23 protein-coding genes are annotated in these 24,842 nt (G+C 35.6%); 13 read left to right on the forward strand and 10 right to left on the reverse strand.

What is annotated here, in order from left to right; all coding sequences use genetic code 11:
* Positions 1–117 precede the first annotated feature (117 nt).
* Positions 118–522: a DUF1810 domain-containing protein gene (locus BKM63_RS15625; protein WP_347512005.1), complete on the reverse strand. Its 405-nt coding sequence runs from the start codon at positions 520–522 to the stop codon at positions 118–120.
* 432 nt (positions 523–954) lie between these two features.
* Between BKM63_RS15625 and BKM63_RS15630 the strand changes: the two genes are divergently transcribed.
* Positions 955–1,704, forward strand: a complete 750-nt coding sequence (locus tag BKM63_RS15630; protein ID WP_071637515.1) for a 4-hydroxy-tetrahydrodipicolinate reductase — start codon at positions 955–957, stop codon at positions 1,702–1,704.
* A gap of 173 nt (positions 1,705–1,877) precedes the next feature.
* Here the strand turns inward: BKM63_RS15630 and BKM63_RS15635 are convergent, their stop codons facing one another.
* From BKM63_RS15635 to BKM63_RS15645, 3 genes are all read right to left on the reverse strand, one after another.
* Positions 1,878–2,624, reverse strand: coding sequence for a succinate dehydrogenase/fumarate reductase iron-sulfur subunit (locus tag BKM63_RS15635; protein WP_071637516.1), 747 nt, complete (start codon positions 2,622–2,624; stop codon positions 1,878–1,880).
* Between the two features lie 102 nt (positions 2,625–2,726).
* Entirely contained in the window at positions 2,727–4,634 is a 1,908-nt protein-coding gene (locus BKM63_RS15640) for a fumarate reductase/succinate dehydrogenase flavoprotein subunit (RefSeq protein WP_071637517.1), read from the reverse strand.
* A 248-nt stretch (positions 4,635–4,882) separates the two neighbouring features.
* On the reverse strand, positions 4,883–5,257 hold the full coding sequence (locus tag BKM63_RS15645; protein ID WP_083572249.1) for a winged helix-turn-helix transcriptional regulator: 375 nt from the start codon (positions 5,255–5,257) through the stop codon (positions 4,883–4,885).
* Positions 5,258–5,364: 107 nt separating this feature from the next.
* Between BKM63_RS15645 and BKM63_RS15650 the strand changes: the two genes are divergently transcribed.
* On the forward strand, positions 5,365–5,976 hold the full coding sequence (locus BKM63_RS15650; RefSeq protein ID WP_071637518.1) for an FMN-dependent NADH-azoreductase: 612 nt from the start codon (positions 5,365–5,367) through the stop codon (positions 5,974–5,976).
* Between the two features lie 278 nt (positions 5,977–6,254).
* Here BKM63_RS15650 and BKM63_RS15655 read toward each other — a convergent pair whose 3' ends face one another.
* Positions 6,255–7,535, reverse strand: a complete 1,281-nt coding sequence (locus tag BKM63_RS15655; protein ID WP_071637519.1) for an acetyl-CoA C-acetyltransferase — start codon at positions 7,533–7,535, stop codon at positions 6,255–6,257.
* A gap of 213 nt (positions 7,536–7,748) precedes the next feature.
* Here BKM63_RS15655 and BKM63_RS15660 point away from each other — a divergent pair, with 213 nt between their 5' ends.
* Entirely contained in the window at positions 7,749–10,169 is a 2,421-nt protein-coding gene (locus BKM63_RS15660) for a TonB-dependent receptor (RefSeq protein ID WP_071637520.1), read from the forward strand.
* A 192-nt stretch (positions 10,170–10,361) separates the two neighbouring features.
* Here BKM63_RS15660 and BKM63_RS15665 read toward each other — a convergent pair whose 3' ends face one another.
* Positions 10,362–11,384: an LLM class flavin-dependent oxidoreductase gene (locus BKM63_RS15665; protein WP_071637576.1), complete on the reverse strand. Its 1,023-nt coding sequence runs from the start codon at positions 11,382–11,384 to the stop codon at positions 10,362–10,364.
* Between the two features lie 163 nt (positions 11,385–11,547).
* Here BKM63_RS15665 and BKM63_RS15670 point away from each other — a divergent pair, with 163 nt between their 5' ends.
* The 3 genes from BKM63_RS15670 to BKM63_RS15680 all read left to right on the forward strand — a co-directional run bounded on the left by BKM63_RS15670 (position 11,548) and on the right by BKM63_RS15680 (position 14,277).
* The gene (locus BKM63_RS15670) at positions 11,548–11,940 is read left to right on the forward strand and encodes a hypothetical protein (protein WP_071637521.1); all 393 of its coding nucleotides are present in this window, start codon (positions 11,548–11,550) and stop codon (positions 11,938–11,940) included.
* A 55-nt stretch (positions 11,941–11,995) separates the two neighbouring features.
* Complete coding sequence (locus tag BKM63_RS15675) at positions 11,996–13,411, forward strand: PLP-dependent aminotransferase family protein (protein WP_071637522.1); 1,416 nt, start codon at positions 11,996–11,998, stop codon at positions 13,409–13,411.
* 80 nt (positions 13,412–13,491) lie between these two features.
* Positions 13,492–14,277: a PhzF family phenazine biosynthesis protein gene (locus BKM63_RS15680; protein ID WP_071637523.1), complete on the forward strand. Its 786-nt coding sequence runs from the start codon at positions 13,492–13,494 to the stop codon at positions 14,275–14,277.
* Positions 14,278–14,289: 12 nt separating this feature from the next.
* Here BKM63_RS15680 and BKM63_RS15685 read toward each other — a convergent pair whose 3' ends face one another.
* The 4 genes from BKM63_RS15685 to BKM63_RS15700 all read right to left on the reverse strand — a co-directional run bounded on the left by BKM63_RS15685 (position 14,290) and on the right by BKM63_RS15700 (position 16,750).
* A complete protein-coding gene (locus tag BKM63_RS15685; RefSeq protein ID WP_083572250.1) occupies positions 14,290–14,697 on the reverse strand; it encodes a DUF1634 domain-containing protein in 408 nt (135 codons plus the stop codon).
* Positions 14,684–15,520, reverse strand: a complete 837-nt coding sequence (locus BKM63_RS15690) for a sulfite exporter TauE/SafE family protein (RefSeq protein WP_071637524.1) — start codon at positions 15,518–15,520, stop codon at positions 14,684–14,686. Before BKM63_RS15690 ends, BKM63_RS15685 begins: the two co-directional genes overlap by 14 nt.
* A 231-nt stretch (positions 15,521–15,751) precedes the next feature.
* A complete protein-coding gene (locus tag BKM63_RS15695) occupies positions 15,752–16,186 on the reverse strand; it encodes a DoxX family protein (protein ID WP_071637525.1) in 435 nt (144 codons plus the stop codon).
* A 6-nt stretch (positions 16,187–16,192) separates the two neighbouring features.
* Complete coding sequence (locus tag BKM63_RS15700; RefSeq protein WP_071637526.1) at positions 16,193–16,750, reverse strand: GNAT family N-acetyltransferase; 558 nt, start codon at positions 16,748–16,750, stop codon at positions 16,193–16,195.
* Positions 16,751–17,002: 252 nt separating this feature from the next.
* On the opposite strand from BKM63_RS15700, the gene BKM63_RS15710 reads away from it, so the two are divergent.
* From BKM63_RS15710 to BKM63_RS15740, 7 genes are all read left to right on the forward strand, one after another.
* Positions 17,003–18,016, forward strand: coding sequence for a zinc-binding alcohol dehydrogenase family protein (locus tag BKM63_RS15710; RefSeq protein WP_071637528.1), 1,014 nt, complete (start codon positions 17,003–17,005; stop codon positions 18,014–18,016).
* Positions 18,017–18,170: 154 nt separating this feature from the next.
* The gene (locus BKM63_RS15715; protein WP_071637578.1) at positions 18,171–18,557 is read left to right on the forward strand and encodes a DoxX family protein; all 387 of its coding nucleotides are present in this window, start codon (positions 18,171–18,173) and stop codon (positions 18,555–18,557) included.
* A 117-nt stretch (positions 18,558–18,674) separates the two neighbouring features.
* A complete protein-coding gene (locus BKM63_RS15720) occupies positions 18,675–20,879 on the forward strand; it encodes a TonB-dependent receptor (RefSeq protein WP_071637529.1) in 2,205 nt (734 codons plus the stop codon).
* 159 nt (positions 20,880–21,038) lie between these two features.
* A complete protein-coding gene (locus BKM63_RS15725; RefSeq protein WP_071637530.1) occupies positions 21,039–22,265 on the forward strand; it encodes a PQQ-dependent sugar dehydrogenase in 1,227 nt (408 codons plus the stop codon).
* A 138-nt stretch (positions 22,266–22,403) separates the two neighbouring features.
* Positions 22,404–23,249: a helix-turn-helix domain-containing protein gene (locus BKM63_RS15730; protein ID WP_071637531.1), complete on the forward strand. Its 846-nt coding sequence runs from the start codon at positions 22,404–22,406 to the stop codon at positions 23,247–23,249.
* A 199-nt stretch (positions 23,250–23,448) separates the two neighbouring features.
* On the forward strand, positions 23,449–23,949 hold the full coding sequence (locus BKM63_RS15735) for a hypothetical protein (protein ID WP_071637532.1): 501 nt from the start codon (positions 23,449–23,451) through the stop codon (positions 23,947–23,949).
* Positions 23,950–24,061: 112 nt separating this feature from the next.
* Positions 24,062–24,841, forward strand: a complete 780-nt coding sequence (locus tag BKM63_RS15740) for a Ku protein (RefSeq protein WP_071637533.1) — start codon at positions 24,062–24,064, stop codon at positions 24,839–24,841.
* The last annotated feature ends 1 nt before the right edge of the window (position 24,842 follow it).

Below are 24,842 nucleotides of genomic sequence, written 5' to 3' on the forward strand. Positions count from 1 at the left end.
AATTATCATGCAAATAAACGCAACAGTGTTGCAAATATAGATATCTTATTTTAGAAAAGCAGTCAAATCGACCTTATTTTAAGATAACCTGCGTATTTGCAAAGTGATTCTTACTTCTTATAAGTTGCTGTATAAAAGCTGCAGCGTGTGAAAATCTGACGATCCGTCGAAATATTTATGCAAAACCTCCTGAAAAACCGGCTCTGTATTCTGAATGCTGGCAAACAAAGTCATACAAGACTGCAATTTTTCTACATCCGGAGTTCCAAATATATCGTTTACGGTTTCTTCTTCTTTTTTGATTAGTTCAGCTGTAATTTCTACCAGATGTTTTCCTAGAATAGGATGTTCTAAGAATGCGATAGCTTCATCGGCATTTTTGATTTCGTAAAATTTTGAAGTATCACTCGAGCCCATTCCTTTTATTTGAGGAAAAATAAACCACATCCACGGTGATTCTTTTTTGCCTTTTTTTATTTCATCAAGAGCTGTTAAATACAGCTTGTTCTGGGCATCTAAAATCGTACTAGTTCATTCGTATTGTAAGCCATTCTTTACTGATATTGATTTGGGGTATCAGGCCATAAAACTACTCAAAATATGTTTAGTTGTACATTACTAAATCTTTTTTTTACTGCTATTTTTTTTAAATATTACGAAGCCCAAATCCTGTAAAAAGAACCGTAAATAATTGGCCGCAAAATCATAAAATATATTTAAAAAAAAGCGGCGCAATTTTTTGGTTTGAAAATTATTTAGCAAATAAAATCCTGTTAACAAGTTGATTTATTGTTATAAATTGAAATTTTTGCTAGTCAGCCTGTTATATTTTTTCTATTTTTATCTGACTAGGACATTTATTACGGTATTTTTTATGCAATTTCTTCGATTGCATTTCCGCTCAAAAATGTCAATTTCTGCTAACGAGTTTCGTGCTCAAATAAAATAAAATTTATGAAAATAGGATTAATCGGATTTGGAAAGACTGGAAAATCAGTAGCGTCAATTTTACTGGAAAATAAAAAATTCTCACTAGAATGGGTTTTAAGACAAAGCAAAGTTTTAGAACACAGATCAGTTCCTGAATTTTTAGGCATCGAGTCAGAAGAACCCGGATTAATCTATTCAAGTTCTGCTACTACTGTAGAAGAATTGTTAGAAAAACATCCGGTTGATGCAATCATTGATTTTTCTTCGAATGAAGGAATTTATACTTACGGCGAATCAGCTGCTCAAAAAAACATCAAAATTATTTCAGCAATCTCTCACTATGAAGAAAATGAATTAAAACTACTTAAAAAACTATCACATAAAACAACTGTTTTCTGGTCGCCAAATATTACGTTAGGAGTTAATTATCTGTTGTTTGCAGCCAAGTTCTTAAAGAAAATCGCGCCCTGGGTTGATATCGAAGTAAATGAAGAACATTTTAAGAAAAAACAAGGAACTTCTGGCACAGCAGTAAAAATTGCTGAAGCGCTTGATGTTGAAAAAGAAAATATAAACTCAGTAAGAGCTGGTGGAATCGTTGGGAAGCATGAAGTAATCTTCGGATTTCCGTATCAAACGGTTCGTTTGATTCACGAATCTATTTCACGGGAAGCTTTTGGAAACGGAGTTGTTTTTGTTGCCGAGAATTTAAAGGATAAAGAAAAAGGACTTTATAATTTTGAAGATATTCTGACGCCTTATTTTGCGGTTTAAGATTTTTTAATGAGCCTCTTTTTGTCTTTTTGAATGGAGTCAAAATATAAGCGGAAGGCAATTATAGTATATTTTTATCTCACAAATGCAGAGTTGCAAAGTCTTTCTTTTTAAATTTTAAAACTTTGCTACTCTGCGTCTTTGCGGGAAATTTCTATTTGATGTTTCTTAAATTACTTTCTAAAAGTTACAGCTTTCATATATTCTAAATTCATTTTAGCAATAGAAAGCACGGATATGCTTTGCGGACATTCGACTTCGCAGGCTCTGGTATCTGAGCAGCTGCCAAAACCTTCTGCATCCATTTGTTTTACCATTGTTAAGGCTCGTTTTGAGGCTTCTATTTTTCCTTGTGGCAGCAAAGCCAAATGTGTTATTTTGGCACCCACAAATAGAGCAGCACTTGCATTTTTACATGAAGCAACACACGCGCCACAACCAATGCAGGCGGCGGCATCAAAAGAAGCTTCGGCAGTTTCGTAGGATATGGGAATACTATTAGCCTCCGGTGCCTGACCCGTTGATGCACCAATAAAACCGCCGGAAGAAATAATAGAATCAAAAGCACTTCGGTCGATTTTTAAATCTCTTAAAACCGGAAAAGCTCTGGCTCTAAACGGTTCTATATAAATCGTTTCGCCATCTTTAAAACTTCGCATGTGAAGCTGGCAGGTTGTCGTATTTTTTAAGGGGCCGTGTGCTCTTCCATTGATCATAACACCGCATTGTCCACAGATTCCTTCACGGCAATCGTGATCAAATTCGATTACACGTTCTTTTTTCTGAATTAAAGATTCATTCAATAAATCGAGCATTTCAAGAAAAGACATGTGTTCAGAAACACCGTTTATTTCATAATCGACCATTTCTCCTTTAGAAGAAGTATCAAACTGACGCCATATTTTTAGAAAGAGTTTCATAGCTGATTATTAAGTATAAATTGTTAATTATGCATTACTTGTAAGTTGTAAAATAGAGTCTTATGAATTGTTAATTAATGATTTAGAATAAACAATCAACAATTATTTATAACTTCTGACAGTAAGTTCTACAGCTTCAAATACAAGAGGTTCTTTGTGCAGTTTTTGAGGCTTTTCTTTTCCCTGCCATTCCCAGGCCGATACATAACAAAATTCTGCATCGTTTCGAACGGCTTCACCATCTGCAGTCTGGTATTCTTCCCTAAAATGTGCGCCGCAGGATTCTTCTCTCTGCAAGGCGTCATAACACATTAATTCGGCCAGTTCAAGATAATCGGCAATTCGGCCGGCTTTTTCTAATTCACTGTTTAAAGTGTCGTCACCGGTAATCAGAAGATCATTTTCAAAAGAAGTTTTTAGGATTTTTATACCCTCAATTGCTTCTTCGAGACTCTTTCGGCTTCTGGATAAACCGCATTTTTCATACAAAAGCCTGCCAATTGTTTTATGAAAGTAATCGGCACTTAGAGTTCCTTTGCTGCTTAAAAATTTGTCTAACTGATTTCTAACGGAGTTTTCGGCTTTATCAAAAGCAGGATGGGTGATATCAATTTTAGGAACATTTAATTCGCCGGATAAATAGTTGGGAATCGTGTAGGGCGCTATAAAATATCCGTCTACACAAGCTTGCAGCAATGAATTGGCTCCAAGTCGGTTTGCACCATGATCTGAAAAATTAGCTTCTCCCAGCGCAAATAAACCGGGAATTGTGGTCATTAATTCATAATCGACCCATAATCCACCCATCGTAAAATGTGCTGAAGGAGAAATCAGCATGGGTTGTTTGTAAGCATTTATTCCGGTAATTTTTTCATACATCGCAAAAAGATTACTGTATTTGGCTTCAATTTTATCTTTTCCCTGTGCTTTGATAGCATCGGAGAAATCGAGATAAATAGCATTTTTCATTGGGCCGACACCGTGTCCGGAATCGATTCTTTCTTTTGCGGCACGCGATGAAATATCTCTTGGAGCAAGATTTCCGAAAGAAGGATAACGGCGTTCCAGATAATAATCACGTTCTTCTTCGGGGATTGAATTAGGAATTCGATCATCGGCAGCTTTTTTGGGAACCCAGATACGTCCGTCGTTGCGTAAAGATTCTGACATCAATGTTAGTTTCGATTGATTGGTTCCGTGCTGGGGTAATGAAGTAGGGTGGAACTGAATCCAGCTTACACCCGCCATAAACGCTCCTTTTTTATGTGCCCTCCAAATCGCAGAACTGTTGCAGCCCATCGCTAATGTAGAGAGATAATATACTTTTCCGTAACCTCCGGATGCTAATACAACAGCATCTGCCGCATGACGTTCGAGTTCACCTGTTTCAAGGTTTCGGGCTATAATTCCTTTTGCTTTTCCGTCAATAACTACTAGTTCGAGCATTTCATGACGTGTATGTAAATCTACTTTTCCTAAAGAAACCTGTCTCATTAATGCCTGATAAGCACCTAATAAAAGCTGCTGGCCAGTTTGCCCCCGGGCATAGAAAGTTCTGGAAACCTGAACCCCTCCAAAGGACCTGTTATTTAAATATCCTGCATATTCTCTGGCAAACGGTACACCTTGTGCCACAGCATGATCTATTAAAGCGGCAGAACATTCGGCTAAACGATATACATTAGCTTCACGAGATCTAAAATCGCCGCCTTTTATCGTATCATAAAACATTCTAAAAACGCTGTCTCCGTCGTTTTTATAATTCTTGGCCGCATTAACGCCGCCTTGTGCCGCGACAGAATGTGCCCTTCTGGCCGAATCCTGAAAGCAAAATGATTTTATATTATAACCTTGTTCGGCCAAAGATGCAGCACAGGAAGCTCCCGCAAGTCCGGTGCCGACTACAATAATGCTTAGTTTTTTTCGATTGGCAGGATTTACAAGTTTAGCTTTTGCTTTATAAGTATTCCATTTTTCTTCGAGCGGTCCTTCGGGTATTTTTGATTCCATATTTTTTACGGATTAAAATGAATTCGGACAAAATTTAAAAGTAATAATACTTAGGAAGCTCTAATTTAATATAAAAATCTTATAAAATGAAATTATTGTTTGCTAATAGGAAACACTTTGGCAGTTGCTTTAAATCTGTTAATTCTGAATGAAAGAAAATTTTAGGCTACGTTTTAAGCCACGCATTCCGAGATTAATAGAATTAAAAAATCTCCCAAATCTGCGAGAAAAAGCAACTATGTGATTCCTTATTTGCCTATAATTTCTTTTCGGTGTAAAGTTCCCCATTCGTTTAAGGCACCGATTACGTTGTATAAAGTGTGGCTGTGTTCTGTTCTGGCATATTCAACAGTAGGCGGAAACGTGTCATAAACAGTTCTTGTTACCAGTTTGTTTATTTCCAGATCTTTAAGTTCTTTTGAAAGCATTTTATCTGTAATTCCGCTTATATCTCTAGAAATCTCCTTAAATCGTTTTGGTTTGTGCGATAAGGCAATCAAAATTGGAAGTTTCCATCTGCCGCTTAAAACTTCCAGTGCATCTCTTACAGGTAATAATGCAGCCAGGCATTCTTCCTGATGACCGAAAGACATATCTTTTGTTAATTCGCTCTTTGTTTTCATATTTATGATGTTACTATCCTCAAGGATAGCGCTATCCTTGAGGATAGTACTATAAAAGAGATAGCAAATGTAGATAAGTTTGTATCGCAAAACAAATTATATAAATCATGAGCCAAAAAATTCTACGCATAATTACCAGCACTAATGGAGATACTTCATTTAGTAATCAATTATCGAATGCTGTTATTGAAAAATTAACAGCAGCAAATCCTGAAACGGAAGTACAGACGCTTGATCTTACGAAAACGCCTTTGCCATATTTAACTAATTCGCATATTAGTGCTGTTTACGCTCCTGCAGAAACTCATACACTGGAGCAGACAGAAGCACTTAAATATTCAGATGAAGCTATAAAAACGCTGTTAGAATCGGATGTTATTGTAATTGGTGTGCCTTTGTATAATTTTGGTATTCCGGCAGTTTTAAAAGGATGGATCGACCAGATTGCCAGAGCCGGAAAAACTTTCAGCTATGGAGCGGAGGGACCTAAAGGGTTAGTGACGGATAAAAAAGTGTATTTATCCATCGCATCGGGAGCTGTATTTTCTGAAGGACCTTATAAAAGCTATGATTTTTCAGAGTCTTATCTCCGAACTGTATTGGCTTTTTTAGGGATGACAGATGTTACCACTTTTCGTGTTGAAGGAACTGCAATTCCTGATTTTGCCGAAAATGCCCTGCCAAAAGCATTGTCTTCTATTGAAGAATTTGCTTTTTAAACTACAACTATAATTACGACAGTTGAACATTTTCGTATGTAGTAAACCCGACAGTCCCGAAATCTCGGGATGAAACCTGTCGGGTTGTTTTTTTTAAGCTCTGTAAGAGCCAAATATTTATAGTAAAATAAAGCTCCATATGGATAAGCTCCAGCGGAGCGATATTTTTAAGGATTTTTAAATATTTCACCCCTATGGGGTTCTGTTGCAATGGGATTGTAAATTTCTATAAATATTTTGTCCCTCTGGGACTTAATTTTTCTAATGAAAACGTATCGTTATTTTTCGATTATCATGGTAACTCCTTGTCCGCCTGCAGCACAGATGGATATAAATCCACGGCCAGAACCTTTTTCATTTAAGAGTTTTGCCATTACACCAATTATTCTGCCACCTGTTGCCGCAAATGGATGAGCGGCGGCAAGACTGCTTCCTTTTACATTTAATTTTTCACGATCTATTGAACCAAGTGTTTTTTTCAAGCCTAATTCAGTACTTAATTCCGGACTTTCCCAAATTTTTAAAGTGGCTAGGACTTGTGCTGCAAAAGCTTCGTGAATTTCATAATAATCAAAATCCTGCAGATTTAAACCCGCTTTTTCCAACATTCTGCTTGCTGCAAATAAAGGAGCCAATAATAGATTGTGCTGGTTTTTAACATATTCTATTGCTGCGACTTCGGCAAAAGTAATATATGCCAAAATGGGTAGTCCCTGTTCTTTTGCCCATTCTTCACTGGCTAACAAAATGCATGATGCACCATCAGTAAGAGGAGTCGAATTTCCTGCAGTTAAGGTTCCGTTTGTTTTATCAAAGGCAGGATTTAATTTTGCCAGTTTTTCAATGGTGCTGTCTTTTCTTAGATTATTATCTTTTTCAAGTCCGTTAAAAGGCGTAATCATATCATTAAAAAAGCCTTCATCGTAAGCTTTTGCCATATTCAAATGACTTTTTAAGGCAAAATTATCCTGATCTTCGCGCGAAATTTTATAATATTTGGCTGTAATTTCTGTATGACCCCCCATCGAAAGTCCGGTTTGCTGTTCTTCATTTCTCGGAACCAAAGGAGAAAGATCGCTTGGACGAATTTTTAAAAAAGCTTTGATTTTACCGCCCAACGACTTTGCTTGACGTGCTTCAAGTAAAATCTTTCTTAGTTTTTCACTAACTGCAATTGGAATATCACTTATAGAATCAACTCCGCCCGCAATTCCGGATTCTATCTGGCCAAGCGCGATTTTGTTTGCAATGTAAACTGCACTTTCAATTCCGGTATCGCAGGCCTGCTGTAAGTCGCAGGCCGGAGTTGCAGGATCCAGCGTAGTTTTCATGACACATTCTCGGATTAAATTATTGTCGTACGTATGCTTGATTACGGCACCACCGGCAACTTCACCTAATCGTTTTCCTTTTAAATTGTATTTGTCAACAAGTCCGTTTAAGGCGGCGGTCATCATTTCCTGATTTCCAACGTTGGCGTAAGCAGTATTGGCTCTTGCAAAAGGAATTCGGTTATAACCTACAATTGCCACTTTTCTAACTGTTTGAATAGTATTCATATTTATTTTTCTTTGGAAAGGTTCAATTTAACAGCTTAAAGATAAGCAGAGTTCAGTTAATAATTTTTATTATGTGTATTATATCTAACATAAAATAGTGAAATCAATTAAAAAAAGTTTGTTTATTATATTTATTTAGAATCGTTAAAAATAATTTGGATAACAAGATATTAGGAATTACTTTTGCCAAATAAAATTTAAAATCTTACTAAAATGAGTATAAATATCATTAAGAAAGTTTGCTTTTTTATGCTTTTCTTAAGTTCATTAAATGTAATGAGCCAGGAATTGGGAAAAGTAAGCGGAAAAGTTTCTTTGAGTGGTAATGTGCCTGCATCTGGCATTTCGGTGGTTCTAAAAGGGACAAAATATAATACCGTTACAAATGATGACGGAAATTATGAACTTAAATATGTAAAACCAGGTTCTTATACAATTAGCGTTCATTCAGTTGGAGCTCATTCAATCGAGGATGCTATTGTGGTTACTGCAAAACAAACTACAACAAAAAACTTTTCACTTTCTGAAAGCCAGGAAGATCTTGATGAAGTTGTAATTACAAAAAATAAATACAAGCAGGACAAACCTTCATTGTCTTTGCGTCTTCAGACTCCAGTGCTTGAAATTCCACAAAATATTCAAATTATCAGCGGCCAGACTTTAAAAGACCAGCAGATTACCAGTATGAGTGATGGAGTTATTCGTAATGTGAGTGGTGCGGTTCGTTTAGAACATTGGGGAGATTTGTATACTAATATTACAATGCGTGGTACTCAAATTCAGGCATTCCGTAACGGATTTAACGTGGTGTCTTCTTTTTGGGGGCCATTAACGGAGGATATGAGTTTTGTTGATCATATCGAATTTGTGAAAGGACCAGCAGGATTTATGCTTTCGAGCGGAGATCCAAGCGGACTTTATAATGTGGTTACTAAAAAACCAACCGGAATTACAAAAGGAGAAGCAACTGTAATAGCAGGAAGTTATGATTTTTACAGAGCCAGCTTAGACCTTGACGGAAAACTGGACAAAAAAGGAAAATTATTGTACAGATTTAACGGAGCCGCGCAAAAGAAAGGTTCTCACCGTCCGTTTGAGCACAATGACCGCTACGTAATTGCACCGGTACTTTCTTATCAATTTGATGACAAAACCAAATTGACATTTGAATACAATTTTCAATATGCAAACATGACAGAGGTGGGTTCGTACTATGTTTTTGGTCCTGAATCCCAAGGATATGCTACGCTGCCTGTTGGGTTTACCATGACACAACCAGGTTTACCTGATACAAATATTCAGGATCACAGCGGTTATTTAATGTTTGAACATAAATTTGATGATAAATGGAAATTGACTGCTCAGACTTCTTATTTTAAATACATTCAGCAAGGTTACAGCTCTTGGCCAAGTTTAGTTGGTCCGGCCGGAGTAGATACTGATGGCGATAAAGTCCTTGATAAGTTTATTGGTAACGGAGATATTATTAGAAATGTGGGTATTTGGGATGCAGAAAGTAATATGTATTTAGGACAAATATTCTTAAACGGAAAATTCAGTACAGGGCCAATTACACACAAAGTATTGACTGGAATAGATTTAGGAAGTAAAGATTATATGGCAGACTGGGGACAATCTCATGATCTTGATACGCTGGATAAACCTTTTAATGTCTATAATCCAAATTATGGTACGCCATCTAATGGTTTTCCTCAATTTGACCACGAAACACCTCTAAGCATAAGAGCCGGAGGACGCATGAGCTCTGAATATGCAGCAGGTTATGTACAGGATGAACTTGGCTTTTTTGAAAATAGATTAAGATTAACTCTTGCGGCAAGATATACCTGGATAAGTCAGTCAAGCTGGGGAGAAACACAAGAAGACAGTCATATAACACCTCGTGTTGGAGTTAGTTATTCTATAGATCAAAATACAGCTGTTTATGGGCTATACGATCAGGCTTTTATCCCTCAATCAGGAATTACACAAAATGGTGATCCAATAAAACCTCTTACAGGTAACAATTTAGAATTTGGTATTAAGAGAGATTGGTTTGACGGTTCATGGAGCACGACGCTTTCGGCTTACAGAATTACAAAAGAAAATGAGCTTACATCTGACCCAAACAACGGTCCAAATGATCCATACAAAGTAATTTTAGGAGAAAAAAGAGCTGAAGGTGTTGAATTTGATGTGAGAGGAAAAATTATTGATGGATTAAATGTAATTGCAAATTATGCATATACGGAATCTATTGTAACGCAATCGAATGTTCCTAGTATTGGTTCAGGCTCTGTAGTACCGGGTTTTGCTAAACATACTGCAAATGCATGGCTAAATTACAACATCCAAAGTGGTTCACTTAAAGGTTTTGGAGCTTCTATTGGAGGAACATATTTAGTAGACCGTCAAACAGATAACTGGGGAGCAGGTTTACAAAGACTTCCAAATTATTTTAAACTTGACGGAGGTTTATCTTATGATACTAAAAAGTTTAAAATTACAGCAAACGTATTTAATATCTTAAACGAATACCTTTACAGTGGTTCTTATTATACCTATCTTAAATCATACTATTGGCAGACAGAACAGCCAATTAACTTTAGAGTTGGTGTAACTTATAAATTCTAAGAAATTCTATTTTAAAAAAAAAGCATCCGTTATCAGCGGATGCTTTTTTTTTGGTTCAAAGGTTCGTTTAAGAGGTTCAAAGAGACAAAGGTTCAAAGAGACAAAGGTTAAAGATTAAAAAAAGTAAAAATCCGTTTAATCTGTGTCATCTGTGGCCTAATAAATTATCTGTGGTCCAAAACAAGACAAAGATTATCCTTTTCGAATCAAAGGAATCAATTTTGTTCCGATGAGCTCAATGGCGTTCATTAATTGTGAATGGGTCAATCCGGCATTATCCATTTGAAAAGTAAATCTTTCAACTCCGCCTAATGCTTCGCTGTGGCGCAAAATTTTCTCGGCGGCCCTTTCCGGACTTCCTACAATTAAAACACCCAAATCATCAATAAGTCCGTCGAATTTATCCTTAGTAACCGGTGGCCAGCCTCGTTCTCTTCCTAATTTTGTCCAAAGTTCAGCATAACCCGGATAATATTCCTCGATAGCTTTTTCGGTAGAATTTGAAACATAACCAGGCGAGTGCAATCCGACTTTTAATTCATGGGGCTGAAAACCTGCTGCTTTACCGGCTTCGCGATACAAATCAATTAAAGGTTTAAAACGATGAGTTTGTCCGCCAATTACAGCCACCATTAAAGGCAAGCCCAAACTTCCGGCTCTAATAAAAGATTCCGGCGTACCGCCAACACCAAGCCAGATCGGTATTTTTTCCTGCAAAGCCCTTGGATAAACAGGAAGATTATTTAATGCCGGTCGAAATTTTCCGTACCAGTTTATAAATTCGTTATCTCTAATCTGCAAAAGCAATTCAAGTTTTTCCTTAAAAAGCGCATCATAATCATGAAGATCAAAGCCAAAAAGTGGATATGCTTCAATAGCAGATCCTCGACCAACTACAATTTCGGCTCTTCCTTTTGAAATTAAATCTAAGGTGGCAAAACTTTGATATACTCTTACAGGATCAGCAGCACTTAAAACCGTTACGGCACTTGCCAAGCGAATATTCTTAGTTCTCGCCGCCGCCGCACTTAAAATTACCGCCGTAGCCGAATCCAGAAATTCCTTTTTATGATGTTCTCCAATACCAAAAACATCCAATCCGGCCTGATCTGCAAATTCAATTCTCTGCAGTAATTGTTCCATCGCATCAACACTGCTGAGCATATTGTTGTCGCCATACATTGCCGAAGCAAAACTATCAATCCCTATTTCTATCATAATAGTAAAGATATTAAATTTTTATTTTTTCTCATATCTAATCAGTCATCTTTAAGCGCAATACTTTTTGTAAATCTGTATCCTAAAAATTAATGATTTTTGTATCTGTGTCTGATTGTTTTGCAGTTGTAATTTTGTTTAGCAACTAAATTATTAAGCAATGGATACCACACTTACCCCAAGCATACAATTTGATCCCATCAGTTTATCTTCTTTAAAATCGGTTATCAATATTTATCAAAACAGAAGCAGTAAAAACTTTGTTCAGGATCGAAACATTTCACAATTGAGCCATGATTTCGGTCTTCCCTTGAGTGTGGCTTTATGCGAAAACCGGGTAGTAGGCTATGCCTTTGTTACCATAAATGAAAGGGAAGAACCTGAAATTAATTCGTATTGGGAGAAAGAATTTTATAGTATAGAAGCTGAGCAGGATTTAAAAATTCATGCTGAAGAGACTTGCCATTCTTTATTTAAAGATGCACCTGCACGTTCGATCAAGATTCAAAATGCCGCCGCAAAATTATCCAGCTGGTTACAAGTTTGTAATTGATAAACAGGTTACAGATTAATTTTTAGTAAATTTACCAGACACAGATATAAAAAAAATGGCAAAAGAGATTCTATATCAGAAGATTGCAAATATCATTGAAGAACAAATATTTTCAGAAACTTTAAAAATAGGAGATAAGCTCCCGTCTATTCGGGCTCTTCAAAAATTACATAATGTAAGTTTGAATACTATTAAACAGTCTTTTTTAGAACTGGAAAGTAAATCTTTGATTGAATCTCGCCCAAAATCAGGTTTTTATGTAAGTAAAACTTCCAATCGAAAACTGTCTATACCATCAATGAATCAATTAAAACAGCCAGAGAAGCAAGCTGCGCCGGAAGACTTGATTACCAAGGTTTTCAATAGCCTGAACGATAACAGTATTACCCGATTTTCGTTAGGAGTTCCAGATCCAAGCCTGCTCCCTATAGCCAAACTGAATAAGGGAATTATAAAAGCTGTTCAAAACTTAGAAGAAACCGGTTCAGGTTATGGACCCGTTCAGGGAAGTGCAAACCTGAGACGAAACCTTGCAAAATGGTCTATTGTTTTGGAAGGAAAACTCACAGAAGATGATTTTGTAATTACTTCCGGGGCTATGAATGCTATTTACAACTGTTTAATGGCTGTTACCAAAAGAGGTGATACCATTGCAATTGAAAGCCCTGTTTATTTTGGAATTATCCAGGTTGCGCAAACCTTAGGTCTTACTATTATTGAACTGCCGACACATCCTACAACCGGAGTAGATTTAGACGCTTTAAAAAAGGTAATTCATAAAATTGATGTCTGCTGTTTTATGAGTAATTTCAGCAACCCGCTTGGAAGTTTAATGCCGGATGAAAGTAAAATAGAATTGGTTAAGCTGCTTACTTATCACAATATTCCCTTAATAGAAGATGATCTTTACGGTAATCTTTTTTTTGGAACAACAAGACCAAAGCCCTGTAAGTATTTTGATGAGGCAGGTATTGTAATGTGGTGCGGCTCAATTTCTAAAACGCTGGCACCGGGCTATCGTTTGGGATGGGTTGCTCCCGGAAAATTTAAAAATAAAATTATCAGGCAAAAACTGGTAGAAACCATTTGTACGCCCTCGTTGTATCAGGAAGTAATTGCAGATTTTTTAGAGCACGGAAGATACGATCATCATTTAAGAAATTTTAGAAGTACATTATATACTAATTCACTTCATTTTCAGCGTACTATTGAAGATTTTTTTCCTGAAAACACTAAAATTTCACAACCTCAGGGCGGAACTTTTTTTTGGCTTGAGTTGGATAAAAATATCGATACAGCTGTTTTATACGATACGGCCATAAAGCAAAAGATAGGTTTTGCACCCGGACGGATTTTTACGCATCATAATCAGTACAACAACTGTTTGAGGCTTAATTTTGCTTTGGAATGGAAACCCAAAGTAGAAGCCGATTTAAAGCGTTTAGGATTATTAATCAAAAACGCTGTTTAATCTGTACCTGTTAAAAATCAAATTATTGTATCTGTAATTTTGTTTTAATGCGCATTAAATTTGCTTAAAAATTAGAAATTATGATACTTACCATATATCAGGTTGATGCTTTTACAGATCAGGTTTTTAAAGGAAATCCTGCGGCAGTTTGTCCGTTATCAGAATGGATTTCAGATGATCTTCTTCAGAAAATTGCTTCAGAAAACAATTTATCAGAAACGGCATTCTATGTTCCAAAAGACAATAAGTTTGAAATTAGATGGTTTACGCCGACAGCAGAAGTAGATTTATGCGGACATGCTACTTTGGCGGCAGCTTTTGTTTTGTTTACGCAAGAAGGTTTTTCTAAAAAAATACTGGAATTCTATTCTCCGCGAAGCGGTGATTTATCTGTGATTGTCGAGGAAGATTCGTTTGTTTTGAATTTTCCTGCAGATGATTATAAAGAGGTAGAATTATCAGATCAGTTTTTAGAACTTACAGATAGAACACCAATTGCTGTTTATAAAGGCAAAACCGATTTTATGCTGGTTTTTGAAAAACAGGAAGATATTCAAAATTTAAAACCCAACTTGTTACTGATTAGTCAAATAGAAGCAAGAGGAATTATTGTAACAGCAAAAGGAAATGACCACGATTTTGTTTCCCGCTTTTTTGCACCTGCAGTGGGTGTTAACGAAGATCCTGTCTGCGGATCTGCGCATACCACACTCACACCATTTTGGGCCTCTCAATTAAACAAAAAAATGCTTACTGCCTTTCAGCTTTCAGAAAGAACGGGCAGTTTAACATGTACTTTATTAAACGACAGAGTAAAACTATCCGGAAAAGCAGTATTATATTTAAAAGGAGAAATTTATGTTTAAATCTTCTTTTTATTAATGAGAAAATCCAAAAGAAATACTTGTTATAATAATCAGGATCACGATCAGTGTAATGACAACATATAAATAATCTTTCTCCAGCATAAAAGAAAATAAAGAAAGCAAAACCCGGAATACGGGAGTTAGGAAAAGTAATATGATTCCAACGAATATTAAATACGCCCCATTTCCCTGAACAGCGCCATTGTAAACAGTTGATATAACTTCAAATATATTTCGGTCATTTTCCTTAAAAACAGAGTAATCTTCAATTTCATTTCCGTGGTGCATTAAATACACGATACCGCCAATAAAAGCAACCGATAATGAAATCCAGACACCGTAACGCAATAAGTTTCCAATAATAGTTTGAAAATCTTTTTCTCCAAATTTTTCGTGCTGCATAATTTTAGATTTTTCCATTAAGTCCGTTATAAATCATATTAACTGCCAATACAAAAATCAGGCATGCAAAAAAGATTCTCAATTTTTTAGGATTTGTTCGCACCAAAACTTTGGCTCCGGCCATAGCGCCAAAAAGTACACCAATAACAACCGGCATGCAGATTCCCGGTTCGATATATCCTTTTTGAATATAAATTACAGAACTAGCCATCGCTGTAACCCCCATCATAAAATTACTGGTTGTGGTTGAAACCTTAAACGGAATTCGCATAATGTTATCCATGGCTATTACTTTAAAGGCACCAGAACCAATTCCTAATAAACCCGACATCATTCCGGCGATGCCCATCATGCTGAAACCGCCAATTACGTTTTTGGTTCCGTAACTCACCACTTTTCCGTCATGAGTTGGGTAAGTTCCCTCAAGCCTGAGTTTTTTAGCCAGAGGGCTCGATTCTAAAACGATATGTTCTTCTTTCTTTCGAAGGGAATTTATGGCTGAAAATATTAAAGTAAGCCCGAATAAAACTGCAATAAATGAAGTAGGAGCAATGGTAGAAAGCAAAGCGCCGCAAACCGCCCCAATTGTAGTCGCGATTTCCAGAAAAATTCCGAGCCTCATATTGGTAATCCCTTCTTTTACATAAGCAGCAGCAGAGCCCGAAGAAGTGGCAATAACCGAAACTAAAGCCGCTCCAATTGCATAATGAATGTCAACACCAAGAATTATAGTCAAAAGAGGGATAATAATTATACCTCCGCCCAAGCCTGATAATGAACCAATAAAGCCGGCTAAAAAAGCACCGAGCAGCATAATCAGAGTAAAAGTAAGTACTGTCATTAAGATAAATTTTGCTGAGGGCTAATTTACGAATAGATATCTGTTCCCAGTGATTTTTGGAACTTAAATATACCTTAAAAATGTTTTTGAGTATTCAGTTTTGAGTATTCAGTCTCAGTTTTCAGTTTTCAGGAACTCTGTCAAAGTTTAAAACTTTGACAAAGTTTGTGCTTTTTTAAACTACCGCAAACCAACACTGAGACTGAATACTCAAAACTGAATACTAAAAAACTATATCCTATTATCAGCGGCAAAAACAGTTTTACCTATAGTAGAAAGCAATAATGCCGCAGCTGCGCTTGTTAGAACCGAATAATCAAATGGTGCTTTTACCGAAACAGATATTGCCATTGCGAATGCAAAGACAAGCATTAAAACAGAAGTGCCCAAAGCAGCGATTCGGGTTTTAAAACCGAAGAGTAATAAAACCGATAATAAAATTTCAAAGAAAGTCGCTATCGCGCCCAATATTTCTGCAGTAGATTTAGAAGCAAAAGGGTTAAGAGTTTGAGTATAAATAACAAAGTTTTCCCAGTTTCCCCATGCCACTCCATTAGAACCCGGAGCTCCCCAAAGTCCAAATCGATCAGCAACAGCTGATAACATTGTAATTCCTAAAACTATTCTTAAAATCAAACCTGCCTGCCCAATTGATATGTTTCTCATTCTTAATTAATTTTTTATTTGAAGATGTTCCAAATTCTTTTTTACTAAAATTTTATGCCCAACTGGTTTAAAACCAAGTCTTAAGTATAACTTTTTAGCCTGCGGATTATCTTCTTCTACAAGTAAACCTAAAATGTCTTTATTTTTATGAACGTATTTTTCTATCAAAAATTGCAGAATTTTAGAACCAATTCCTTTGCCCTGATGATTAGGATTTATTCCTAAAGAGTCAATATAATATTCGCCGGCTTCGGTTTCATCTTCCGGATTGAAATCAGGATTATAATTCAATCGGATATACTCAATAATAGGAATACGCAGTTTATGTAAGTCGGCACCATTATAAACATTCACTGCGCCGATAATTTCATTTTCAGATTCGGCTACATAACAATTTTGATAGGAGTATTGATTGTTCTCTTTTTCAACAAAATAAAAAAGAAAGTCGTGCGCACTTTTATAATCTTCTTTACCAATAAATTTATATAGAATGTCTTCCATTGCCAATAGTAAAATTGGCGCTATATATTTTGAATCTGATTTTTCGGCCTTTCTGATATTCATTTTGAGATATTTTTTATTAGCAAATTTACTTTTTAAATATATTTTTCATGCAGATTTAAAAGATTATAGCAGATTAATTGAAATAAATCTGTATTTTCTCTTTTTTGAACCCGCATGAAATAAAAAAGTTTGATGCCTGCAGTTATTAAAACAATTGCTGAATTTCTACCGATATAGGATAAAAATATACCACTTTTCAGATTTAAACTGCTCGTATATTTGTTATTATAATTTAAATCAAAATCTAAAAAGATGAAAGCAATAGGATTCAAATCATCATTACCTATAGAAGAAAAAGAAAGTTTCATTGAATTTGAAACAGTAAAACCAACTCCCGGAGAACATGATTTATTAGTAAAAATTGAGGCCATTTCAGTAAATCCGGTTGATTTTAAAATTCGTCAGAGCGCTGCAAAAGATACTGTTTTAGAAACACCAAAAATTATTGGCTGGGATGCCGCTGGAATTGTGCAGGCAGTTGGAGAAAAAGTTACTTTGTTTGAAGTGGGAGATCTGGTATATTATGCCGGTGATATTACCACACCGGGAAGCAATGCCGAATATCAAATTATCGACGAACGAATTGTGGGCCGAAAACCAAAATCACTTACTATTGAAGAAGCCGCAGTAATACCATTAACAGGACTAACGGCCTGGGAAATCTTGTTTGACCGAATTAGGATAAGTCCTGAAAAAGACAAAGGAAAATCAATTTTGATTATTGGCGGTGCCGGCGGGGTAGGCTCAATTGCCATTCAGCTGGCTAAAAATATTGCAGGTTTGACTGTTATTGCAACAGCTTCGCGCCCGGAAACCATTGAATGGTGCAAAAATCAAGGAGCAGATTTTGTTGTCGATCATAAAGATTTGATTACTTCGGTTAGGAATGCCGGTTTTCAAAACGTTGATTTTATTTTAGACTTTGTAGATACCAATTCTTATTGGGATTCCATGGTTGAACTAATTAAACCACAAGGACATATCGCTTCTATTACCGGAAGCAGTGATCCGGTAGCTTTAAATAAATTGAAAAGCAAAAGTGTTTCCTTTTCTTGGGAATTCATGTACACACGTTCAATGTTTCAAACCGATGATATGATCGAGCAGCACAACATTTTAAACAAAATAGCCGATTTATTAGATAGCGGTGTTTTAAAAACAACTTTAAAAGAGACTTACAACGGACTTTCTGCAGAAAATCTAAAAAAAGCACATCAGCTTTTAGAATCAGGAAAGACAATTGGAAAAATTGCCATTAAATTTTAAAAACAAATATTGAACTAGGGTCTGTGAATAAGAAAATTATTTATTTAGAATGTATTTAAATAGTAAGTTTCTTTTGTAATATAATTTTGTATTTTAGCCGCTTTACAAGCCAAATTTGTATTTAATTTTTTTTAAAACCCAAAACAAAATTATTATGATTTCAAAAAACACAGACCTTGGATTACTACTATTACGAATCAGTACAGGAGGCTTAATGCTTTTTCACGGTATTTCAAAAGTGCTGCATGGAATTTCTTTTCTGGTAGAAAATATGGGCGCTTTTGGATACGCTGTTTACATTGGAGAATTTTTAGCACCTATTGCTATTTTATTAGGATTCCGTACCAGAATTGCTTCGGTTTTTCTTGCCATAACTTGTATTGTTGCCATTGCTGTGGCACATGCTCAGGATATTTTTTCAATTAGCGAACATGGAGGTTATGCTAATGAACTGCTGATGCTTTACCTTTTTGGTGCGGCTGCCTTATTCTTTACAGGAGCAGGAAAATTTGCTGTTTCAAAGACTAATAAGTGGGATTAATTTTTTTCTAAAAAAACAAATACTAAATAAGAAAAGTTCTAAATTAAATAAATAAGGCTTTTCTTATTTTTTTTGTATTACTTTTGCAGCAATTTATTATCTATTTTTTTTTACAGCATGCGATTTTTATTTGTTCTTTTAGTTTCTATTTGTTATTTTTCAGCACAATCACAATCTGTTTCCGGAATTGTAAATGATGAAAACGGAAAACCTCTTTCAGATGTTTTAATTCGAGATTTGATTTCAAAAACACACGCACACACTGATGTAAACGGAAAATTTACTTTAGAAGAAACTAAAGTGAACGACAGCCTTCAAATTTCCAAACAGGGTTTTATAACGCAAACCATACAACTTTCTTCCAATGATTTTCTTTCTATCGCGTTAGAAGAAAAGCCTTTTATGCTCGAAGAAGTTCGAATCACAAACAATTTAAAGTACTTAAACACAATTTCTAAAATTGATTTAGAAATTCAGCCTATATCCAATTCACAAGATTTATTGCGTAAAGTTCCGGGACTTTTTATTGGCCAGCATGCGGGAGGAGGAAAAGCAGAACAAATTTTTTTAAGAGGCTTTGACTGCGATCACGGAACCGATATTAATGTTACCGTTGACGGAATGCCGGTAAATATGGTTTCGCACGCACACGGACAAGGTTATGCTGACCTTCATTTTGTAATTCCGGAAACAGTCGACAATATAGATTTTGACATAGGTTCGTATTTTGTTGACAAAGGCGATTTTACAACGGCAGGTTATGTAGGTTTTAATACTAAAAAAGCCTTAGACAAAAACACAATTTCTTTTGAAGGCGGACAGTTTGATACCTTTAGAACAGTGGCTTTATTCAACTTGTTGAACAAAGAAAACCAGTCGGCTTATTTTGCCGGAGAATATATGATGACCGATGGTTATTTTGATGCTCCTCAAAACTTTAACCGTATTAATTTGTTCGGAAAATATTCGGCTAAAACGGCTAACGGGGATAAACTGGCACTTTCGGTTTCGCATTTTAAAAGTCAATGGGATGCCAGCGGACAAATCCCGGATCGTGCCGTAAACGACGGAACGATTTCGCATTTTGGCGCAATCGACCCAAATGAAGGCGGATCGACCAGCAGAACAAACTTTAATTTGCAGTATGATGCCAAAATTGATGAGAACACGCATATAAAAAACACAGCGTATTTGAGTAAATATGATTTTGAATTGTATTCAAATTTTACTTTTTTCTTAAATGATCCTGTAAACGGAGATCAGATTAAACAAAAGGAAAACAGAACTATCGTAGGATTTCAGTCAGAATACAATCAGAAACTGAATGAAAAATGGCTTTTTAAACTGGGTGCAGGATTAAGAAACGATAATAATAAAGATGTTGAATTATCGCATACTTTAAACAGAAAAACGGTTCTGGATTATTTGAGTTTAGGAACTGTCAATCAGACCAATCTTTTTTCTTATACCAGTTTTGATTTTACATCAGGTAAATGGCTGATTAATTCGGGATTAAGATTAGATTATTTCAAATTTGGTTATGAAGACCAATTGGCATCGACTTATAGCAATCAAACACAGACAAAAGCGATTGTGAGTCCAAAACTAAATTTTTTATATACTCAGAATGAAAGTCTTCAATATTTCTTAAAATTAGGAAAAGGTTTTCACAGCAATGATACTCGTGTAGTTGTAGCGCAAAAAGGAGAAAAAATTCTTCCGGAAACTTATGGTGCTGATTTAGGAATTAATTGGAAACCTTTTCCAAGAATGATAGTAAACTCGGCAATTTGGTATTTGTATCTGGCACAGGAATTTGTTTATGTAGGAGACGAAGCTGTTGTTGAACCAAGCGGTAAAACAGAAAGAAAAGGATTTGATTTTGGTTTTAGATATCAGTTAACCAATTGGTTATTCTGGAATACAGATTATACCTATACTCATGCACGATCTATAGACGAACCAAAAGGAGAAGATTATTTACCGCTTGCTCCGGTTCATACTTTGGTAAACGGATTTTCGGTAAAAGACTTAAAAGGGTTTTCAGGAAGTTTGAGAACAAGATTTCTGGGTGATCGTCCAGCGAATGAAGATAATTCGGTTGTGGCAAAAGGTTACTGCATTACCGATTTTTCTGTAAATTATCAAATTAAAAAAGTATCTATAGGAATAAACATCGACAATATTTTTAATACAAAATGGAAAGAAACACAGTTCTTAACAGAAACGAGATTGGCAAATGAAACAGATCCTGTAGAAGAAATTCACTTTACTGCAGGAACTCCATTTAATGCAAGATTGATTTTGAAATACAGCTGGTAAACTATTCTGAAATATTGTATAAGACAGTCCAATTATCCTGAATTGGACTTTTTTTATCAATGAAATTCTGTAAGTTATACCTTAAATTATATAAAATTTTCCATTATTATTTTTAGATATTTGGCGTTATAACCCAAATTAATTTAATAAATAACTACTATGAAAAATTTAAAGTACATTTTCATTCTTTCAAGTGCATTATTTGCCTTTAGTTGTTCTAATAATGATTCTCCTGAGAATGGAGGCGGAACAGTAACTGATCCTGTAGAAACTAATCCAGCCAATACACAATATAAACCTGCATTTACCGGACAAACCAGAATTAATGGTATGACTACAAATACAGAGTTTAAAGCGGATATTATTACAAGCGCGCTTACTAGTCCGTGGGGCGTTAAAGCACTTCCTGACGGACGACTTTTAGTTACTCAAAAAACAACGGGAACTTTGCGTATTGTTACTACTGCCGGAGTTGTCAGTGAACCTATTACAGGTCTGCCTGCTGTTAACCCTGCTAATCAGGGAGGTTTATTAGGTTTATGTCTTGATCCTGATTTTGCGACTAACAGGATGATTTACTGGGTGTTTTCTGAAGCAGTAACTGGCGGAAATATTTCATCTGTTGCAAAAGGAAAACTGGCAGCTAATGAAAAAACAATCGAAAACGCAACTGTTATTTACCGATCTAGCCCGGCAAATCCAAGTGATCTTCATTACGGAGGCCGTATTCTTTTTGACCAAACCGGAAATCTTGTGGTAAGTACAGGAGAGCGTTCCGTTTTGCAAACCAGACCTTTGGCACAATCACTTACGGCAAGTTTGGGTAAAGTTTTAAGAATTACAAAAGACGGACAGCCAGCACCTGGAAATCCAGTTTTTAACGGTGCAGGAGCATTACCTGAATTATATACTTACGGACATAGAAATCCTCAGGGACTGGCAATTCATCCGGTTACTAAAGAAATCTGGCAAAGTGAACACGGTCCAAGAGGAGGCGACGAGTTAAACCGTCTTAAAGCTGGTTCTAACTATGGATGGCCTACGATTACCTACGGAATTGAATACAGCGGACAACCAATTGGTGAAGCGATTCAACAGAAAGAGGGAATGGAACAGCCGGTTTATTATTGGGATCCTGTTATTTCTCCAAGCGGTATGACATTCTACACAGGAAATCGTGTACCAGAGTGGGAGAATAACCTTTTTATTGGTTCTTTAAGCGCGACGCATATTGCAAGATTGGTGATTAGAGACAATAAAGTAGTAGGAGAAGAAAGACTTCTGGCAGGCGAAGGTCAGCGTTTTAGAGATATTACGCAGGGCAGTGATGGTGCTTTATACGCCGTAACTGATCAGGGAAGACTTTATAAAATAGACAAGAAATAAGTTGTTGATAGTTGATTGTTAATTGTCGATGATTATATTAAATAAAATTAAGAATGGCGCTTTTTTTGCGCCATTTTTGTTTCTTATCATATCGTGATCATTCATTATCTTTGAGGTGTATCATTACAAAAGAAAGTTTTGAAAAATAAAATCCTAACCTATTCCTTAACGGAGCATAAAAGCCTTTTTTCAAGTGCTGATGAAAAGGATTATTTCTACACTCAAACTACAGAACATCCGTATATAAACGAGCCCTATCGGGCAGAAAGTTATGCGATTGAGTTTTTAAGAGAAGGTTCTATTATAATTCAGACGCAGTTAGACAAAAGAACAATCCACGCGCCGGCGGTTATTGCGTTAGGTCCTACAGTGACTAGAAGTTTTACCAAAAACAGCAATAAAATCTTAATTGATATTATATTCTTTAAGCCGCAGTTCTTTCTGGAAAGCCAGACCAACGTTTTCTTTTTATCGCAATATGAGTTTTTCGAAAACAATAATGTCTTGGAACTCAACGGAGATTTAAAAATTAAATTTGAGCGTATTTTCAATTTGATAAAAGAACTTTTAGAAGGCAGTTCTAAGCATCAGTCGGCGGCACTTATTAGTTATCTTTACATTTTGATATACGAACTTGATTCGGTTCAGGAAGTGGTTTCTGCTGAAATAACTCAAAATCCAATATTCGAAAAATTTAAAAAACTTCTTTTTAAAGATTTTTTAAAACAGCGATCTGTTGAATATTATGCCGATGCCTTACATGTAACCCGAAAATATCTGTCGGAAGTAATTAAAAAGAACAGCGGCAAAACAGCAAGTGACTGGATTAATGAAGTTGTAATTCTGGAAGCCAAAGTGCTGTTACAGAATAAAAGTCTAACCATTAATCAAATCAGTGACGAATTGAACTTTCAAAATCAATCTGCTTTTGGAAGGTTTTTTAAAAATCATACAGGGATTTCTCCGTTGGAATATCGGAAGTAATGTTCAGTGTTCAGTCTCAGTCTCAGTCTCAGTTTTCAGTTTCAGTTTTTAATCTCGAAAAAAAAAACTTAGTCCCTCAGCCCCTTAGCATCTTAGCCCCTTAAAAAAAAAAGCCTTTTCGAACAAAACAACCGTCGTATTGCTCTTTTCTTAAAACAAAAATCTCTGCAAATTTGCTTCTTCATCAATAAAGAAAATTATGAGCAAAACAGCAAGATTTGTAGTGATAATTAATGATAATGTAGTCTGGATGGAAAGTCAGGCCCTTCAGTATTATGAGCGTTTATTTGAGGCAAAAGATTTGGCCGATAAATATGCCCAGGAAAAATTTTCTCAAAAAGAACTCTTCAGAATACAAAATGATTTTTCAATTGAAATTCTGATGGTACACGACGGCGAAAATCCGCAGTCATTTTTAAAACTGGATTCTTCGAGACTTACCAATGAAAACCTGGGAGCAGAAAAGGCCATTTGTCTAAAAGATATCATTTATTTTAATGAGGAAGATTTAGTTGTACTTTTTAAACGTTCCGAAGAAATTGCGTTGCAGCGAAAACACGATTTAATTTGGGTAAAAGCTTTTGCAGCAGAAGATGTTTTAACTAAAACACTGAAAGCTTTAAATTATGAAGAATTTGACTTTGACGAAACAACAGAAAATTTAGAAAAACAAATTTATCTCAGGAAAAAACTGCGCTGATTTTGGTTTTCAGTGCTAATCGTGAGTCGGTATTTTGTAAAACATTCTCATGATGTTATAAAGTTTACAACAGAATCTGATTTAATTTTAAGGTTAATTAAATCAGAGAGTTATGAGATCGATATGGACAGGATCAGTTAGTTTTGGATTAATTAATATTCCAATAAAAATGTTTTCGGCGGTTCAGGAAAGCAGTCTTGATATGGACATGCTGGACAAAAAAGACCATGCAAATATTAAGTTTAAACGTGTTAATGAAAATACAGGTAAAGAAGTTGATTTTTCAAACATTGTAAAAGGCTATAAAATTGAAGATAAATATGTCATCCTTGAAGATTCTGATTTCGAAGCTGCAGATGCCATTAAAACCAAAACGATTGATATAGAAAGTTTTGCTTTTGAAAAAGAAATCCAGAGTATTTATTACGAACAGCCCTATTATCTGGAGCCGGACAAAGGCGCTATGAACGCCTATGGACTGCTTCGTGATGCACTCGAAGCTTCGGGAAAAGTAGGAGTAACCCGTTTTGTTTTGCGAAATAAAGAAAGTCTTGCTATTCTAAAACCATATAAAAATGTGATTGTTTTAAACCGAATAAGATTTGAACAGGAAATACGAAATACAGATGAATTAAAACTGCCTCCGGTTTCTAAAAAAGCCACAAAAGAAATGGATATGGCCGAAAAATTAATCGATCAGCTTACTGAAAAATTTGACATTACTGGTTTTAAAGACGAATATACGGCCAAACTTTTAGATATTATTAAAAAGAAAGCCAAAGGAAAAGTACAAAAAGCTACGAAACTAAAAGTAGTGCATAACAAACAAAGTGATGACTTAATGTCTATGTTGAAAGCAAGTTTAGAAACTAAAACGAAAAAATCATCTTAGT

The organism is Flavobacterium johnsoniae, from assembly GCF_001879205.1.
Lineage (GTDB): Bacteria > Bacteroidota > Bacteroidia > Flavobacteriales > Flavobacteriaceae > Flavobacterium > Flavobacterium johnsoniae_A.

Coding starts and splice junctions, on each gene's coding strand:
- BKM63_RS15630 (WP_071637515.1), top strand. CDS start 955: ATGAAAATAGGATTAATCGGATTTGGAAAGACTGGAAAATCAGTAGCG.
- BKM63_RS15635 (WP_071637516.1), bottom strand. CDS start 2,624: ATGAAACTCTTTCTAAAAATATGGCGTCAGTTTGATACTTCTTCTAAA.
- BKM63_RS15640 (WP_071637517.1), bottom strand. CDS start 4,634: ATGGAATCAAAAATACCCGAAGGACCGCTCGAAGAAAAATGGAATACT.
- BKM63_RS15645 (WP_083572249.1), bottom strand. CDS start 5,257: ATGAAAACAAAGAGCGAATTAACAAAAGATATGTCTTTCGGTCATCAG.
- BKM63_RS15650 (WP_071637518.1), top strand. CDS start 5,365: ATGAGCCAAAAAATTCTACGCATAATTACCAGCACTAATGGAGATACT.
- BKM63_RS15655 (WP_071637519.1), bottom strand. CDS start 7,535: ATGAATACTATTCAAACAGTTAGAAAAGTGGCAATTGTAGGTTATAAC.
- BKM63_RS15660 (WP_071637520.1), top strand. CDS start 7,749: ATGAGTATAAATATCATTAAGAAAGTTTGCTTTTTTATGCTTTTCTTA.
- BKM63_RS15670 (WP_071637521.1), top strand. CDS start 11,548: ATGGATACCACACTTACCCCAAGCATACAATTTGATCCCATCAGTTTA.
- BKM63_RS15675 (WP_071637522.1), top strand. CDS start 11,996: ATGGCAAAAGAGATTCTATATCAGAAGATTGCAAATATCATTGAAGAA.
- BKM63_RS15680 (WP_071637523.1), top strand. CDS start 13,492: ATGATACTTACCATATATCAGGTTGATGCTTTTACAGATCAGGTTTTT.
- BKM63_RS15685 (WP_083572250.1), bottom strand. CDS start 14,697: ATGGAAAAATCTAAAATTATGCAGCACGAAAAATTTGGAGAAAAAGAT.
- BKM63_RS15690 (WP_071637524.1), bottom strand. CDS start 15,520: ATGACAGTACTTACTTTTACTCTGATTATGCTGCTCGGTGCTTTTTTA.
- BKM63_RS15695 (WP_071637525.1), bottom strand. CDS start 16,186: ATGAGAAACATATCAATTGGGCAGGCAGGTTTGATTTTAAGAATAGTT.
- BKM63_RS15700 (WP_071637526.1), bottom strand. CDS start 16,750: ATGAATATCAGAAAGGCCGAAAAATCAGATTCAAAATATATAGCGCCA.
- BKM63_RS15710 (WP_071637528.1), top strand. CDS start 17,003: ATGAAAGCAATAGGATTCAAATCATCATTACCTATAGAAGAAAAAGAA.
- BKM63_RS15715 (WP_071637578.1), top strand. CDS start 18,171: ATGATTTCAAAAAACACAGACCTTGGATTACTACTATTACGAATCAGT.
- BKM63_RS15720 (WP_071637529.1), top strand. CDS start 18,675: ATGCGATTTTTATTTGTTCTTTTAGTTTCTATTTGTTATTTTTCAGCA.
- BKM63_RS15725 (WP_071637530.1), top strand. CDS start 21,039: ATGAAAAATTTAAAGTACATTTTCATTCTTTCAAGTGCATTATTTGCC.
- BKM63_RS15735 (WP_071637532.1), top strand. CDS start 23,449: ATGAGCAAAACAGCAAGATTTGTAGTGATAATTAATGATAATGTAGTC.
- BKM63_RS15740 (WP_071637533.1), top strand. CDS start 24,062: ATGAGATCGATATGGACAGGATCAGTTAGTTTTGGATTAATTAATATT.